General features: G+C 62.4%; 19 protein-coding genes. All 19 read left to right on the forward strand.

What is annotated here, in order from left to right; all coding sequences use genetic code 11:
* Positions 1 to 6 precede the first annotated feature (6 nt).
* The 19 genes from M9945_RS14105 to M9945_RS14195 all read left to right on the forward strand — a co-directional run bounded on the left by M9945_RS14105 (position 7) and on the right by M9945_RS14195 (position 16,144).
* Positions 7 to 417 carry a GNAT family N-acetyltransferase gene (locus tag M9945_RS14105; RefSeq protein WP_367945113.1) on the forward strand — a complete coding sequence of 137 codons (411 nt, stop codon included), beginning with the start codon at positions 7 to 9 and terminating at the stop codon, positions 415 to 417.
* Between the two features lie 7 nt (positions 418 to 424).
* Positions 425 to 757, forward strand: coding sequence for a helix-turn-helix domain-containing protein (locus tag M9945_RS14110; protein WP_367945114.1), 333 nt, complete (start codon positions 425 to 427; stop codon positions 755 to 757).
* Positions 758 to 806: 49 nt separating this feature from the next.
* Entirely contained in the window at positions 807 to 1,325 is a 519-nt protein-coding gene (locus M9945_RS14115; RefSeq protein ID WP_367945115.1) for a hypothetical protein, read from the forward strand.
* A gap of 3 nt (positions 1,326 to 1,328) precedes the next feature.
* Positions 1,329 to 1,667, forward strand: coding sequence for an RNase adapter RapZ (locus M9945_RS14120; protein WP_367945116.1), 339 nt, complete (start codon positions 1,329 to 1,331; stop codon positions 1,665 to 1,667).
* A gap of 59 nt (positions 1,668 to 1,726) precedes the next feature.
* Positions 1,727 to 2,866 (forward strand): DegT/DnrJ/EryC1/StrS family aminotransferase, encoded by a 1,140-nt coding sequence (locus tag M9945_RS14125; RefSeq protein ID WP_367945117.1) that lies wholly within the window; start codon positions 1,727 to 1,729, stop codon positions 2,864 to 2,866.
* Complete coding sequence (locus M9945_RS14130) at positions 2,851 to 3,957, forward strand: SDR family NAD(P)-dependent oxidoreductase (protein WP_367945118.1); 1,107 nt, start codon at positions 2,851 to 2,853, stop codon at positions 3,955 to 3,957. The genes M9945_RS14125 and M9945_RS14130 overlap by 16 nt, the downstream gene beginning before the upstream one ends.
* A gap of 53 nt (positions 3,958 to 4,010) precedes the next feature.
* Positions 4,011 to 5,234: a hypothetical protein gene (locus M9945_RS14135; RefSeq protein WP_367945119.1), complete on the forward strand. Its 1,224-nt coding sequence runs from the start codon at positions 4,011 to 4,013 to the stop codon at positions 5,232 to 5,234.
* Positions 5,210 to 5,860: a class I SAM-dependent methyltransferase gene (locus M9945_RS14140; protein ID WP_367945120.1), complete on the forward strand. Its 651-nt coding sequence runs from the start codon at positions 5,210 to 5,212 to the stop codon at positions 5,858 to 5,860. The genes M9945_RS14135 and M9945_RS14140 overlap by 25 nt, the downstream gene beginning before the upstream one ends.
* A gap of 9 nt (positions 5,861 to 5,869) precedes the next feature.
* A complete protein-coding gene (locus M9945_RS14145) occupies positions 5,870 to 6,526 on the forward strand; it encodes a WbqC family protein (protein ID WP_367945121.1) in 657 nt (218 codons plus the stop codon).
* 10 nt (positions 6,527 to 6,536) lie between these two features.
* The gene (locus M9945_RS14150) at positions 6,537 to 7,196 is read left to right on the forward strand and encodes a PIG-L deacetylase family protein (protein ID WP_367945122.1); all 660 of its coding nucleotides are present in this window, start codon (positions 6,537 to 6,539) and stop codon (positions 7,194 to 7,196) included.
* Entirely contained in the window at positions 7,193 to 8,677 is a 1,485-nt protein-coding gene (locus tag M9945_RS14155) for a hypothetical protein (RefSeq protein WP_367945123.1), read from the forward strand. Before M9945_RS14150 ends, M9945_RS14155 begins: the two co-directional genes overlap by 4 nt.
* 101 nt (positions 8,678 to 8,778) lie before the next feature.
* The gene (locus tag M9945_RS14160) at positions 8,779 to 9,702 is read left to right on the forward strand and encodes a ParB/RepB/Spo0J family partition protein (protein WP_367945124.1); all 924 of its coding nucleotides are present in this window, start codon (positions 8,779 to 8,781) and stop codon (positions 9,700 to 9,702) included.
* Positions 9,699 to 10,304 carry a hypothetical protein gene (locus M9945_RS14165; RefSeq protein ID WP_367945125.1) on the forward strand — a complete coding sequence of 202 codons (606 nt, stop codon included), beginning with the start codon at positions 9,699 to 9,701 and terminating at the stop codon, positions 10,302 to 10,304. The genes M9945_RS14160 and M9945_RS14165 overlap by 4 nt, the downstream gene beginning before the upstream one ends.
* Before the next feature lie 31 nt (positions 10,305 to 10,335).
* On the forward strand, positions 10,336 to 12,237 hold the full coding sequence (locus M9945_RS14170) for a hypothetical protein (RefSeq protein WP_367945126.1): 1,902 nt from the start codon (positions 10,336 to 10,338) through the stop codon (positions 12,235 to 12,237).
* 152 nt (positions 12,238 to 12,389) lie between these two features.
* Positions 12,390 to 12,881 (forward strand): hypothetical protein, encoded by a 492-nt coding sequence (locus tag M9945_RS14175; protein WP_367945127.1) that lies wholly within the window; start codon positions 12,390 to 12,392, stop codon positions 12,879 to 12,881.
* Positions 12,882 to 13,059: 178 nt separating this feature from the next.
* Entirely contained in the window at positions 13,060 to 15,069 is a 2,010-nt protein-coding gene (locus M9945_RS14180) for a PEP/pyruvate-binding domain-containing protein (protein ID WP_367945128.1), read from the forward strand.
* 35 nt (positions 15,070 to 15,104) lie between these two features.
* The gene (locus M9945_RS14185; RefSeq protein ID WP_367945129.1) at positions 15,105 to 15,383 is read left to right on the forward strand and encodes a hypothetical protein; all 279 of its coding nucleotides are present in this window, start codon (positions 15,105 to 15,107) and stop codon (positions 15,381 to 15,383) included.
* A complete protein-coding gene (locus M9945_RS14190; protein ID WP_367945130.1) occupies positions 15,383 to 15,607 on the forward strand; it encodes a hypothetical protein in 225 nt (74 codons plus the stop codon). Before M9945_RS14185 ends, M9945_RS14190 begins: the two co-directional genes overlap by 1 nt.
* Before the next feature lie 21 nt (positions 15,608 to 15,628).
* A complete protein-coding gene (locus tag M9945_RS14195) occupies positions 15,629 to 16,144 on the forward strand; it encodes a hypothetical protein (protein WP_367945131.1) in 516 nt (171 codons plus the stop codon).
* The last annotated feature ends 92 nt before the right edge of the window (positions 16,145 to 16,236 follow it).

Below are 16,236 nucleotides of genomic sequence, written 5' to 3' on the forward strand. Positions count from 1 at the left end.
GCGTCTGTGATTTCGATCGGCTACAGCAAAAGCACCCAGAACACGAAGGCTTTTGCGCTCGTTGTCGAAGGGTGGAACGAACTGGTGCAGGAGGGAATGACTCTCGACCAGATCAGCTTTCCATACGCGGCAACGGACGCCGAAGTCCTGTTTGCCGATCTCCACAACGAGACGGTGGGATGTCTCCTGTGGCGGCACAGCGCAGGCACCCAGACGTTCCATGTGACCATGGCCTACGTGGAGCCGTCCAGCCGGAAGAAGGGCGTGTTCAAGGAGCTGGTGCAGAGCCTCAAGAAGCTCGCCAAGCAGCGACAGGTTACCCGGATCAGCTTCGAGTTCGGCGCCGGCAACGATGTTGCCGAGGACGTCATGGAAGCGATCGGTGCGCGCCTCTCGTCCGTGGTCTACGAGATGTGAGGCCGGCATGCAGCAGAGCAATTTTTGGGGGAACCTGATCCACAAGCTACGGATAGAGCAAGGGGTATCGCAGCGCGTCCTTGCCGACCGGGCGCAAGTCAACCGCAACACGCTCCGTCGCATCGAGGCCGGCAAGACCTCCGCAGAGATCGCCACCATGGAGCGTATCCTCCGCTATCTCGGGTATGAGCTGGAGGTGATGGAGGAAGTCAGCCGTGATGAGCGGCTACGCCGGCAGGCGGCTATCGAGACAAACCCGGATCGCAGGTCGAAGCTGGCGATGAGCCGCATCCTGACGATGGACCTCCTGGCGACAACCGGCTTGATCCGGCTCGACTAAACGCTATGATAAATTTTGCAATCAATTGCACTATTCCAAGGAGGGAAAAGTGGCAGAATTTGCGGAGCCGACGTTCAATCAGATCCTGCATGTGACCGGGCTCGCCCAGGCATACGCCGAGAGCATCGATGATGAGGACGAGGACCAGCCTTCCGAATGGGAATGGGAGGCCATCCAGAAGGTCCGCGAATGGGCGGCCGCGCTGGAGCACCTCGACGAGGAGAGCCAGGTGCAGCTCGCCCTGGACGTGCTCAAGAAGCACGGGATGCCAGCAGCGCCGCTCGGTCCCAATGCCATGCACGTCGAGACGTGCCTCACCGTCAGCACCGCGCACATATCCGCGCTGACAGCTGAATACCTAAACGCCGGTGAGACCTTCGACCTGATCGTCTTCGACAAGGGCGGTTATGGTTGGTGGTTCTTTGTTGGCGACCTGCCCGAGGACACCTCGCAAGTCCCGCAAGATCTGCTCGCGGCGATCAACGTGGCTCGGGAGTTGGGCTGCCCGTGGCTGTGCCTGGATCAGGCCGCCGATCAGCTGGATGATCTCCCGGCCTATGAATGGTGACCCGTGCTCACGATTCTCTCGTTCGGCTTCAAGTTCGGTACGCCCGACGGCCTCGGCCCGCATTTCATCATCGACTGCCGCGCGCTGCCAAACCCGCATGGCCGCCCGGACATGCGAGAGCTGACCGGTAAGGACGCGCCGGTCCAGGAGTTCGTCAAGCGTGACGGTCGCTACATTGCGCTCACGGGAGACGTCGATCGCCTGATTTCCGAGGGTGCGAAAGTGATTGCCTTCGGCTGCGTCGGTGGCCGGCACCGTTCCGTGACGATGGCCGAGTTGACCTGCGACCGTCTTGTGAAACTCGGACACGATGTCGAGGTCGTGCATCGGGAAATCGACTGAAGATCGCCTCTCCCTTTTTGCTCAATTTTATGCAATCAATTGCAAAAAGAGGAAAGCCGATGCCGATACCGTTCGCCAAGCCGGATATTACCGAAGCCGAGATTACCGCCATTTCGAACTGCCTGCGTTCCGGTTGGCTGACGACGGGCGGGGTGACCGCTGAATTCGAGAGACGTTTCGCGGAGACTGTCGGGGCGAAGTATGCCCTCGCAGTCACCAGCGCGACGATGGGGGCGCTTCTCGTTCTTGATGCCCTCGGGATCGGCGCGGGGGACGAGGTGATCGTGCCGGCCTACACATTCTCCGGCCCGGCCATGATGGCGCGGCGGCTCGGCGCCAGGGTGGTCTTTGCCGACAGCCGGGCCAGCTCGCCGGAGATGTCGTGGGAGGACGCGCTCGCCAAGGTGACGAGCCGCACCAAGGCGATCATGCCGACGGACTTTGCCGGGAACCCGTGGGAAGCCGGTATCGAGAGCCTCGAGACGCATTTCCGGGACATTCCGATCATCCATGACGCGGCGCATGCGTTCCCGGCGGCCTATAGCGACGGGTCGAAGGTCGGCTCCAAGGGTCTCGCAACCTTCTTCTCGTTCTACGCCACCAAGACCCTGACGACCGGCGACGGCGGGATGGTCACGACGAACGATGACGATCTCGCCGCTCGCATCCGCAAACTCCGGCAGCACGGCTTCAACAAGCAGCTGTTCGACCGCTACACGAACATCCAGGCAGGTTGGGCGTATGCGATCGAGGACAATGGCTGGAAGGCCAACCTGACTGACCTCGCCTCGTCCGTCGGCCTCGTCCAGCTCGAACGCGCCCAGGAGATGCTGGAGAAGCGCCGGGCCATCGCGAGCCTCTACGACAGCATCTTCACCCGCACGAACCTTCCGGTGCGCCCGCTCGGCCATGACGAGGGCTCGGCCTTTCACCTGTACCCAATCTACGTCGAGAACCGCGACGACTTCATCACGCGCATGGCGGGCCACGGCATCCAGTGCTCGGTCCATTTCATCCCATTGCCGTTGCACCCAGCCTGGCAGGACGCTGGCGCCCCTCGCTGCCTGAACGCCGAAAACCACTTCATGAGGACGGTCAGCCTGCCGATCTACCCGACCATGGCGGTGGTCGACGTGGCCAAGGTTCTCGATGCCGCGATCACCAGCCTGAAGGAGCAGCTCGAATGCTCGCAGGCTTGAACGAGGATCTTGCTCTCCCGCTTCTGCTGCCCCGCCCTCAGATATCCAGGGACGGGCCGTTCTATGAAAGCGTCCGCGGAAAGCGCGTACTCGTCACCGGGGCCGGCGGCTCGATCGGTTCAGAGCTGGTGCTGCAGGCCGCCGGTTCCCGGCCGGACCTGCTCGTGATGGCCGACATTTCTGAGCTGAACCTCTACGAGATCGACTCGACGGTTCGTCAGGGGGCGCCGGACCAGAAGAAGCATGCGGCAATTCTGGATGTGCGCGACCGGGTCGCGGTCGAGAAACTGATGCACGACTTCGAGGTCGACGTGGTCCTTCACGCGGCCGCGCTGAAGCATGTCCCGCTCCTCGAGAACGACCACAATCTGATCGAGGCCGTCATGACCAACGTCGTCGGGACGGCGAACGTCTCGCTTGCAGCCGTCGGCCGTGGCGCGGACATGGTCCTCGTCTCCACCGACAAGGCCGTCTATCCGCTGTCGACGATGGGAAAGACCAAGCGGGTGGCCGAACTGTTCACGCGCTCTCTCGCGGCGCATATCGGCACGAGCCATCTGTCCCAGGTTCGCTTCGGCAACGTCATCGGCTCGTCCGGCTCCGTGGTGCCCCTGTTCCGCCGGCAGATCGCCCAGGGCGGCCCCGTCACCGTCACCCATCGCGAGATGACGCGCTACATGATGTCGATCAGGGAGGCCGTCGGGCTCGTCCTTTCCTCGGCCGACCTGCAACATCGGTCTGGCGAGGGTTATGGCCTGCACATCCTCGACATGGGCGGCCCGGTGAAGATCGTGGATCTCGCCCGTCAGCTGATCATGCTGGCCGGCCGCACGCCGGGCGTCGACATCAAGATCGAATACACGGGGCTGCGACCGGGCGAGAAACTGCACGAGATGCTGGCCTACGAGTGGGAGAACATGAAGCCCACCGAAGTCCCGCGCCTGCGCAAGGCCGCCATCAGCATCGGCCGGCCGAAGGCCCTCCTGGACATGATTGCCTGGCTGATCCAGGCGGCACGAGCAAGAAACACCGAAGTCGTCAGGGAAGCGCTCGACAAGATCACCAGCGAGGCAGTCGCATTCAAATGGTAACCCGCCGGCTTCCAGCTACGGTCATCGGGGGGCTCATAGACTGAGGAATACTGGTGAAGTACGCGGAACATTTTGAAGAGCAGTTCGGGAGCAAGTTGCTGGCGCAGTTTCTGCTGAAACGGCCGATGGCGAAGGAAATCGGGGACGATGGCACCTTTACGAAGGATGCATGCGACGATGTCGACAAAGCGTTCTTGATGGCTGCCGAGAAGGGCATCAAGGGCTTTTACATGCCAGCCGAGATTGGGCACGGCACGAACCCGGACAACAAGTGGCGGACGATCTCAAGCCTCCAGAAGGCGATCCGGTTCGGGCTTGTCGAAGACGCGCAGTTCGCGGTCTCCGCAGCCTACGACATGGACAAGGCCCATACGCTGCGACGCCTGGGCGTCATTGCGGTCGAGGACTGCCTGATGGGGAACCCGCTGATGGTCGGGATCGTCCTGGCCGCGATGGGCAATGCCCACTGGCGCAAGTCCCTCGATGAGCGGCGTTTCATGATCTGGGTCGCCAGGGAGTTGGCCGCAGGCGTGAAGGACCGCACCGCGGTAAACCTGCTGGTGACGGCCGAGCTTGAGCAGATGGTCCCGAAGAAGGAGTGGGCCAAGGCCACGGACGGGCAGCTGATTGCGACGGCCATGAACGAGGATTTCACGTTCCCGCAGCGCATGTGCGCCGCCTGGCTTCTCGCAGGCACGCGCCGATACGCCGGCAACACGTTTCCCGATACGAACAACCGCAAGCCGACCGGCCTGTTCCGAATGATGGTGGAGATCGGTTGCCCGCGGCTCCTGCTCTACTTCGCGGCCAAGACTGCCAGCCGCCTGTCGGAGGCGATGTTTGCCGCGATGCCGTTGGTCCACGAGATGCTGCGCGCGGCACCCGTTGTCGATCACAGCCATCAGGCGATCTATCCCGAAAAGGTCGGCAAGCTGCTCGGCGCCGCGTACGACCAGTATGTCCGCGAGGGAAAGGTCGCGATCAAGAAGTTCTTCCGAGAGAGCAAGGAGCTTGAGCCCTACGTGAAGGCGATGCCAGCCGGAGCGCAGGATCGCCTACAGTTCGGCGGGGTGTTCCATGCCGAAGGCGGATGCCTGGGCAAGCGGGTGACTTATGGTCCGGACTGCCAGGCCCTGATTGCACTGGTGGGTGGTCCGTCCCGCTTTGCAGACCTGGGCGATCTTGCCCCGACCTACCTGGAGGCGATCCGCGAGGAGATCGGCTTCCTCAACCAATGCAGATCGAAGGTGCTATGGGCGACACTTCACTCGAAATGAGCCCGGTCGAGTACGCTGCCCGCGTCGAGAATTTCCAAGGGCGCGTGAGCTGGGTACGCGAGGCGAGAAGGCTGATCGAGACGGTGGACACGAAGTCCTCCGTTTTGTCGCGATGCAGGGTTCTGGACTTCGGCTGCGGCACGGGCAAGCTGTGCCGGATGCTCGCCGGTCAGGGTGCAAGCGTCGTCGGCGTCGACCCGTCCGATGAAATGCTTCGTCGGGCCGAGGAGTGCGAGATCGGCTTTGTCCGCCCAGCGCGGCCCGCCTATGTTCGCCTCGACGACCGTCTGCCTGATCACCTTGGGACGTTCGACGTCATCTTCTGCCTGCACGTCCTCGGGCACACGGATGATGTGGCGGAAACGCTCGGGATGCTGTCCGGCGCGCTGGCCGACAAAGGACGCATCGTCGTTCTCAATCCGAACCTGACCCATACCCTGCTCAGGATGCCCTACAACTGGCTCCGGGGCTTCAAGGCCGATCCGACCATCAGGCACCGCTTCACGCTGTCGGGCCTGGAGAACCACGCAAGGCAAGCCAGCCTCCGGGCCGAATGGGCTTACATGACCGGCGAGAGGTTCCTCGGCGCTTCCTCGATGATGGCCGCCAGCCTCGTCCACGCTTGAGGATTTCCCATGCGCGTTGCCAGCCACCAGCCAGCTTTCCTGCCGTGGGCGGGGTACTGGCACAAGGTCATGTCCGTCGACACGTTCGTCCTGCAGGCTGGCGTCCAGTGGGCCAAGGACGGCTACCTGAACCGAATCCGGCATCAGGGCGCCTGGCTCACGCTCCCCGTGGATGCGTCCGATACCAGTGCGATCAACGAGGTGACGATCGGCCATGATGCGCGCCGCATAGAGAAGACATGGAAAGCGGTGGCCCAGGTCAGCGGCCCCTACAAGAAACGCCTGGAGCCCGTTCTCGAACGCCTTCGCAACGTGAAGCCTGGCGACAGCCTCATGCACCTGAATGTCGCGCTGCTCCGGTGCATCGCGAGGGAGATGTCCTTCAACTACCGGTTCGTCCTGAACCACTACGCCGGCAGCGGCTCGACGAAGACCGATCGGCTCGACAGCCGCCTGCGTGTGGCCGCCCCGCACATGACCTCATTCTACATGGGCGCCGGCACCGCCAGCTACTTTGACCCCGAGCGTTTCGCGCGGGTCGACTGTTTTGTGCAAGACCCCTACCGCTTCGCCGCTAGTTCATCTATTTTGCAATTGATTGCAAAAGAGCCTGACCCCGCAGACTGGATCATGTCGCAAGGCGTCTGGAGAAAGATCGAGCGATAGGAGATCGACGTTGGCGAGGCATCTGATCTTGGCGCCGCATCACGACGATGCGGAATTTGGTCTCGGGATCGCCATTCAGGGGTGGCTCGCCCGCGGTGACTCGGTTCGGGTGGTTATCGCCGCCACCGGCAGCTACCGGCGCGCGGACGAGACATACATCGACGGAACGCTTCGGATGGAAGAGACAAGCCTCGCCATGAACATTCTCGGCGTGACCGACTGGCGGGCCGCCGGCTGGTTCCAGGAGAACGGCGCGCTCGAGGCGGGCTACGGTGAGCTGGTGCAGCGGATAGAGAAGGAGATCGCGGAGGCTGACCCGACGGACATCTATGTGTGCCTCCCGTCCTTCAATCAGGACCACCGGGCGCTCTACGACGCTACGGTCACCGCTTTTCGCCCCGGCGGCGTAACGGCATGCCTCCACGCCTATGAATACCCCGGAAACGGGTGGCAGTACCCGGTCCCGCAGGTCGGACGCCGCTACCACCCCGGCACGGACGGCGCGGTCCTCGGCAAGATAAACGCGCTGCGCGCGCACAGGTCGCAGTTCGAGGGGCGCGCGCAGGGGGTAAATCCCGACGCGGCCCATGCCCTTGCCGCCGTGCGCGGGGCCGAGATCGGCGTGGCCTATGCAGAAGTGACCTTCCTGATCCGGGAGATTGCCCGGTGAAGATCCTGCTCGATCCCGTACTGACCGCCGAGCCTGCGAAGTGCTCGACCACGATCCAGTTCCACGAGTTCGTGACCCGCAGCCTGAAGACCCGCCCATGCCTGTTCTTCTATTGGGTGGTGCCGACCTCGGTTTCCGACGAGGAGATGGCCTTCTACCCGCAGCATCCGAATGTCTCGTACATCCGCATGCCCCGCGCCCGCGACCGGGTGCGCGACTACATTACGATGTCCCCGGAGTTCGACGAGGTGCTGGCCTTCAACGGCTCGCATTGGGACTTCGACGTCCTGCTGACCGTGCGTACCGGCCTCGTCCCGCTGTTCCGCGTGATCATGAACAGTCCGCGCACCCGCAAGCACTTCTGGCAAAAGGAAGTCTGGGTGATCGAGGACATGCCGATGATGGAGTTCAAGACCACGGTCCCCACGATGATTCCCGCCGTCCATGACCGCATGACGATCGAGGGGCACTTGGCGGCCGACCGCTCCTGGGTCTGCTCCTATCACGAGAAACCGGAGATCGTCCGCTCGGCCCGCCAGTTCTTCGCGCCGTCGATCGTGCGGGAACTGGACGCCAAGCTGGAAAACGTGGTGACGGCGCAGTTCGAGGACTACCACGTCAAGGCGCCCGACCAGTTCTACAAGAAGGGCGGCGGCAAGCCGTTCGGCCTGGCCTACATCGGCCGCATGGAGAAGGCGAACAACATCGTCGACATCCACGACCTGATGGTGAAGACTTGGATCACGCGCGGGGACCGGGTGAAGCTCGTCGTCTGCACGGTCTCCAAGGTCGTTCCCGTCTTCGACAAGGAGCTGGTCGACATCCGCACGCCCAAGCGCGAGGAATTCTGGAAGATCGTGAAGGAGGAGATGCACGCCTTCATCAAGATGCCGAACGGTGGCGGCTTCTCGCTTTCCCTGATCGAGCCGATCATGCTGGGAACCCCGGTCCTGACGATCCGCACGCCGGCCTATGAGAGCCTGCTGGGCAAGGACTATCCGCTCTTTGCCGAAGGCCCCAGCCAGATGCCGGGTCTCGTGAAGGCGCTCTATGACGACTACGCCTATTTCTACGAGAAGTTCGTCGCCTGGCAGGATGGCTGGTTCAAGCCGACCTACCAGAAGCGCATGATGGAGGACCTCCTCTTCGCGAAGCTCGACGCCGCGGTCGATGACTACCAGCAGAAGATGGAAGACCTCCGCGGCGAAATGCTGAGCCTCGGTGAGAACAGGATCGTCCAGCGCCTTGCCGAGCTGATCGGGACGGCTCAGGGCGACAAGCTGATCCGCACGGTCTTCGACGGCCTGCGCTTCATGGGCGAGACCGGCGAGGTCGACATGCTCGACAGGAAGACCGATCCGGCAGACCGCCTGGAGCGCAACATCACGTTCTCCACCCCCTTCCACCCGTACAAGCTCGGCCTGCAGCTGTTCCACGGCTTCCGGGATGCCTCCGTCGAGGTCGGGCACCTGGAGAAGTAGGCGGCGCACGCCCTGAACCGTGCAATCAATTGCAATTTGCCACCCTGACGACCGGGGTGGCATTTTTTGTCCCGCTGCCTGTCCGCGACCAAGGAGGTGTCATGTCGGCGCTTCAAAAGACCAAGAAATTGCTGCGCCTGGACATTCCGCTCGGCCTGCTGGAGAAGAACGAGGACAATCCCAACAAGATGTCGGCGCGGGAGTTCGACCTGCTGATCGACAACATGGAGAAGACCGGGATCACCGACGCGATCCTGGTTCGCCCGCTGGACTTCAAGCTGGCCGTCGATCTGGCGGCGAAGGATTTCGACGAGAGCGTTCTGGTCGCCGCCTTCGTCGAGAACAAGCTCAGGTTCCGCATCGTCGGCGGCCACCACCGCTTCGACGGCGCCGCCTATCTCGGCTTCGAGACCGTGCCCTGCACCGTGATCATGGACCCGAAATTCGACGAGGAGGCCGAGAAATTCCAGCTGGTCAGAATGAACATGATCCGCGGCCGCATGGACCCGCAGGCGTTCTTCGACCTCTACAACAAGCTCGCATCGAGTTACACCGACGAGGTCCTTCAGGATGCCTTCGGCTTTGCCGAGGCAGCCGAGTTCCGGAAGCTCATCGAGCAGACGGCGAAGGCGCTGCCCGACAAGCACCTGCAGAAGAAATTCAAGGAGGCGGCCGAGGAGATCAAGACCGTCGACGGCCTGTCGAAGCTGTTGAACGAGATGTTCACGAAGTACGGCGACACGCTGCCTTTCGGCTTCATGGTGTTCGACCACGGCGGCCAGCGATCGATGTGGCTCCGCATCGAGGGCAAGACCATGAACGCCCTCGACGTCATCGGTGACATCTGCATCGAGAACGAGCGCACGGTTGACGACGTCGTCGGACAGGTTCTGCAGTTAATTGCAAAGGGCGAGATGGCGGATGCGCTCGCCAAGATCCTGAAGAAGGTCCCGAAGCACTCGATACCGGAAGGCTTGGCTGTTGCCCCGACCAAGGAGCACCTCGCCAAGATCGCAGCGGTATGAGCATCCGGATCAAGAAAAAGACCCGGTCGGGGGAGTTCAAGCAACTGAAAGCCTGCCCGCAGGCGGTCATCGACGCCGTGGAAAGCAAGCTCCTGGCCGGCGAGACGGCGCGCTCCATCGCGAAATCCCTCCACGAGGGCGGGCACCTGACCGAGATGAAGGAGGACGCGCTCACGAAGGCGCTGACCCGCTACCGGGGTTCCGAGCTGCGCACCAAGACCATCGAGCGCATTGCCGGTGTCCAGAAGCATGCTGGCATCACCCAGCTGCAGATACGCCTGAACGCGCTCGATGAGATGGAGCGACTGGTCCTGATCCAGAAGGGCCGGCACGACAAGCTGCTGGCGAAGGAAGCCGGTCTGCCCGAGGGCATCATCCTCAAGGACGCCTCGAACGAGGGGCGCCTGCTGAAGGAGATGATCATGGACCTCGGCAAGCTGCAGCTGGAGACCGGCGTCCTCCAGAAGGCGCACAAGACCGTCCGCGGCCAGTACCAGGGGGACGATGGCCGCATGCACTCCTTCGAGTGGACCGAGGAGCAGGAGCAACTTTTCAAGTCGATCGAGTCGAGTGATGAAGCCTTCAGCGCCGAAGATGCATAGGGAGCACCCCCTGTCGAAATGCTTCCGCATCTTGCAGTCCCTGGGGCCGCAAGGCGAGGCCGTCTGGACGGTCGGGAAGACGATCGACGACAAGGCCGAGCGCCTTGCCTATCTCGTCCGGTCCATCGCGTTCATTCGCGAAAAGGCGATGAAGCCCGACACCTGGCGGTCGATCCCCGTCGACTTCCAGACCTTCGTCGAGGCGCCGACCTACCTGAACAAGAAGGGAGCCTTGTGGCCGGCGGTCATGCAGCAAGGGCTGGAGATGAACTCCGGCCGCTATATGGAGACCGTCCTGACGGGCGCGATCGGTGTCGCCAAGACCACGCTCGCCCTCTACACGCAGGCTTACCAGGTTTATCTGCTCAGCTGCCTGGCCGACCCGCACAAGCTGTTCGATCTCGACAGCTCTTCCGAAATCCTGATCGTCTTCCAGTCAATCAACAAGCACCTGGCCCATGACGTCGACTACCGGCGCTTCAGGGACATGATCGAGAACGGGCCGTATTTCCGCAAGAACTACCTGTTCGACACCGGCCTGGAGAGCCAGCTCGTATTCCCCCGCAATGTGATCGTAAAGCCGGTCGCCGGCCACGATACGGCGGCCATCGGCCAGAACGTCATCGGAGGGATCATCGACGAGGTCAACTTCATGGCTGTCGTCGAGAATTCCAAGCAGAAGCGCGACGGCGGCACCTACGACCAGGCCGTCCAGAATTACAATTCGATCGCCCGCCGCCGCGAGTCGCGCTTCATGCAGATGGGCGTGCTCCCCGGCATGCTCTGCCTCGTGTCCTCGCGCAACTACCCCGGCCAGTTCACCGACAAGAAGGAGGAGGAAGCCCGCCGGCAGATCGCCGCGCAGGGCTTCACCACGATCTTCGTCTACGACAAGCGGCTTTGGGAGCTGCGCCCGGAGCGTTTTTGCGGGGATCGGTTCCGCGTCTTTATTGGCGATGAAACCCGCAAGCCTCGCATTCTCGAGCCGGATGAGGCGTTTGATCCCGAGGACGCGCACCTGATCGACCATATCCCTGTCGAGTACCGGAGTTCCTTCGAGAACGACATTCTTGCGTCCCTTCGGGACATCGCCGGCAAGGCGACGCTCGCGCTGCACCCTTTCATCCTCAACACCGAGGCGGTGGACGACTGCTTCGGCACGACCCTGCCGATCCTCTCGCGCGAGGACTGCGATTTCAAATCGACGAAGATCCAGGTCTATCCGAAGCGGATCGTCAATCCGTTCGAGCCGCGCTTCGCCCACATCGACCTGGCGGTGTCGAAGGACAGCGCGGGCGTCACCGTCGGGCATGTTCCCGGCTTCGTGGACATGAACCGCGGCGAGCACGTCGAGGCGCTTCCACTCATCCAGTACGACTTCATCCTGGAGGTTCGCCCGCCGCGCGGGGGCGAGATCGAGTTCGAGAACATCCGCAAGCTGCTCTACACGCTCCGCGACAAGATCAAGCTGCCGATCAAGTGGGTGACCTTCGACCAGTATCAGTCCAGGGACTCGATGCAGGTTCTGCACAACAACGGTTTCATCGTCGGCTACCAGTCGATGGACACCGACACCTACGCCTACGATCTGCTGAAACAGGCTTTCTACGACAAGCGCGTGAGGGCGCCGGAACACCCGAAGGCGCAGAAGGAAGTCATCACGCTCGAGATCGACAAGGAGAAGAACAAGATCGACCACCCGCCGAACGGCTCGAAGGACGTTTCCGACTCAATGGCCGGCGTGGCGATCGGTCTGACCAACCGTCGGGAGATCTGGGTGAAGCACAAGGTGCCGCTTCACAAGCGGCCGCAGTTCCAGCGCCCCGAGAAGGCCGGCAAGAACTCGATCGATCGCAAGGAGCAGCGCGACGAATACTACAACCGCGCCGACCAATTTGGCCGGGAGGTGAACGATGTCAGGCAGGCGGTATAGCCTCTGGTCGGACACGAACCTCCAGGGGTTCGCACACGACCTCCAGGCCCAGAGCATTCCCTTCACCGTCGACGGCAGCACCGTCGCGCTGGAGGGAGACCACGAAATTGACGACCTCGCATCGATGTGGGGCGCAACACCGGAGCACGACGATGGAAACGGCGGTACTGGACGTCAAAACGAGGGACCGGTTGGTGGTCGAACAGATGGTGCCGGCGCACATGCTGTTTCTCATGCTGGAACAGTGCCAAAATATCGGCTTCGAGGTGCGTTCGGACGTTTTGCATCATCTGAACCTCGCGGTGGCGGCTCCTCTGGCTAAGTTCGACGAGCTGTCTGTCTCACGGCTGGCGAAGCGCACGGACGACGTGGCGCGCGCCCTCCTGCATGACCTTTCGCCCGACGATCCCCGCGAGGGGCTCTATGTCTGCGCCATGCTGGTCCTGCGCCTCGTCGACGAGGGGAAATGGAAGGACGCGAAGAACCAGGCCGTGCTGGTGTCGATGCTTCTGGTGGACGACGTGCGCGACGAGGTGCGCGGGCGCGCGGATACCGGGCCTGTCTGGGTTGCCCAGGAGAAGCGATGGCACGACGCAGCCGGCGGGCTCATGATACGGGCTATGCTGCAAGGGCTCTATGTCTAACTGATCACACCAGCGCCGCAAGCTATGGCACCTTCCCACGCGGGCAACGCGCAACGCGATAAGGGACATGGCGGAGATTGAGCAGGCGCCATATTTTGCAATCAATTGCAAAATATCTTGATCCGGTACGACCTTCATCTAAAGTCAGCTCACCACCAAACACCAAGGAGGGTAGCAGGTGAAGGACCAGATTTTCCGCTTCTCGGGCGCGCTCTGCGACTGGCAGGACAAGGACCAGAAGAAGGCGAAGGCAATCCTCGGCGGCAAGGGCGCTGGTCTGGTCATGATGGCCCAGGCCGGCATGCCTGTGCCCCCCGGCTTCACGATCACCACGACCGTCTGCAACGAGCTTGCCGCCATGAAGGAGAAGAAGCTCGATCTTGCCTATGGCGATGCGATGACGCTGCTTATGGCCGAGGTGGACGTCAACGACGCATGGCTGGCCGGTGAGTTCGGCTACGCGCCGCTCGTCTCGGTTCGCTCCGGCGCCCCGCTTTCGATGCCCGGCATGATGGACACGATCCTGAATGTAGGGCTGACGTCCGAAACCGTATTCGAATGGGAGGATCGTCTCGGCCAACGCGCTGCCTGGGACAGCTACCGCCGCCTGATCCAGATGCTGGGCAGCACCGCCTATGGCGTCCCCATGAAGCGCTTCGACAACGCCCTCACGACGATGAAGAAGCATCTTGGCGTTGAACAGGACACCGACCTGGGCGTGGTCGACCTGCAGGCGCTGGTTGATCAGTATTTGACGATCTTCTTTGATGAGAAGGGCGTCGAGTTCCCGCAGACCCGCAAGGAGCAACTGACGGCCGCCGTCAAAGCCGTCTTCAACAGCTGGATGAATCCGCGGGCGATCGAATACCGAAAGCTGAACAATATCGACGCCTCGATGGGGACCGCGGTGAACGTCCAGGCGATGGTGTTCGGCAACATGAACGACAAGTCGGGGACCGGCGTTCTGTTCACCCGCAACCCTTCGACCGGCGAAGCCGGCATGTTCGGGGAGTTTCTGGTCAACGCCCAGGGCGAGGATGTGGTGGCCGGTATTCGTACACCGCAGCCGGTCCATACGATGGGTCAGGTCCAGTCGGAGGTTTGGGACAGCATCTACAGCCAATTGCTGGGCATGTGCGCCAAGCTCGAGACCGCCTACAAGGACATGGTCGACATAGAATTCACGGTGCAGGACGGAGAGCTGTTCATCCTCCAGAGCCGCACGGGCAAGCGCTCGGCCGCCGCCGCCTTCCAGATCGCGGTCGACCTCGTGAACGATGCCGTGATCGACGCCGAAACCGCGCTGTCGCGTCTCACCGAAGACCAGTATCGCGTGGTCAAGCGGCCGATCATCGACCCGAAGTTCGACGCCAAGCCCGACTTCGTGGGCTTGCCAGCCTGCCCCGGCGTCGCGACCGGCAAGCCCGTGTTCAGCTCGTCGGATGCAGTCAATTGCACTGAGCCGTGCATTCTGGTGACCCACGAGACGACGCCCGACGACATCGCCGGGATGAACGCCGCTGCCGGCATCCTGACTCAGACCGGAGGCGCCACAAGCCACGCGGCCGTCGTTGCCCGCGCGATGGACAAGTCGTGCGTCGTCGGTTGCACGGACCTCGACTGGTCGATGGTGAAGGCGGCAAAGCGGATCACGATCGACGGCGCGACCGGGCAAGTCTGGGTCGAGACGGAAGTCCCCGTCGTCGACAGCTCGCAACTGCCCGCCGTGAAGACGGTCGGTGAGTGGTGCATGATGAAAGTCGACGCCATCCCCGGAGTCCCGGTCGACGACGATCAGGTCGGCGGTGAGCATCAGTGCATCCAGGTCGCGTATTGGTGGGGGCACGATGAACTGATCGATGTGCTGGTCTCTGATCTCAAGGACCAGGCGGTGCGCGAGTTCACGATCCTCGATCTCCGCTCGCCGCTGGAGCTGATGCAGCCGGAGGACGCCGATCTGGTGAACGCCTTCGGCGTAAATCCGTATGCCGACGATTTCGACACCGCCTTGAAGCAGGCGCTCTTTGCAGCCGGCGGCGAGTTGAAGGGGCTTCGGGTCAAGGGCCTCACGGGCGCCGATACCGCCGTATTCAATTCGCTCGGATTTGTCGTGCTCGGATCAGATGCCGCGCCTGCTGTCTGCCCCGTGGACTATGCCGTCTTCTCGACGCTCTCGCAGGCGTCATAATGTTTGCAATCAATTGCAAAAATGGAGTAAGCGACATGGCGTTGGTCCTGAGCCTGAAAAGCGGCGACGACGTCTTCATCGGAGGTCAGTGCTTCTCGGTCGGCAAGATCGATACCGAGAATGACTTTTCTCTGATCGGCCCCGGCGGGAAGATCCATCGCATCACGGACGCGGAGTCCGAGGAGGTGATGGCCGAGGTCTACATCTCGGCGGGCTCCAATCCCCCAATCGGGACCGTCAGGGTCGCCATCGAAGCTCCCAAGGATGTCCTGATCCTGCGGGGCGAGCGCGGCAGACCGGCGGGAGCCTATTGATGACGAGAATCTTCAAGACCGCGCCGGAAGCTGTTGCCCGTGGGCGGGACGCGGGCATCTACGGCGATACGGAGAAGCGCCTGCAGCGCATGGCCGCCCGGTCGGCCCCGGTCACCAGCCCGCACGGCAACCGCAGATACCAAGGGTATGTCCTTCGCATCGAGGGAGACCTGATCACGGATGTGTGCCGCCTGACTGACCAGGCGGGCGGATCAGCAGCATAGAAACTGACCAAGGAGGGTCACATGAACATGAATGCCCGCAATGTCCCATCGGGGGCCAACGGCATCCTGCCGATCACGCTGGGCGCCAGGCACGCCTGGATGAAGTTCGAGCTGGTGGGCGGTCCTTTCGATCGCTATCCGACGGTCAAGGGGGTGAATTTCGGCGTGTGCGTTCGCGCCGAGCGCGTCCCGGCCAGAGGCGTTGCCGTCCACCTGCCGATCCACGACTTCGCGGTGCCCCAGGACGACGGTCAGGTCCGGTATGCCCTCAAGGACACGCTCGAAGCCGCGCTCGCCGGCAAGAGCGTCTATGTCGGCTGCGCCGGCGGCTGGGGGCGCACCGGCCTGTTCCTCGCCCTGATCGCCAAGACGGCCGGCGTCGAGGACCCGATCGACTATGTTCGGAGGAGCTACACGCCGCGCGCCGTCGAGACGAAGGAGCAGGAAGCCTACGTCGAGGATTTCGATGTCGCTGAGCTGCGGAAGTGGATGGTTCGGGCGGCGTGGAGGGCTCGCTTCCGCCGACTGCTCGGCTAAGAAAATTTCCTGCAATCAATTGCATTAAATGGACGACAACCCATTGATCTCGCTGGTCATTCCCTCAAAGTTCAAATGTAAGCCATGACCAA

This window comes from Aquamicrobium sp., from assembly GCF_023954335.1.
Lineage (GTDB): Bacteria > Pseudomonadota > Alphaproteobacteria > Rhizobiales > Rhizobiaceae > Aerobium.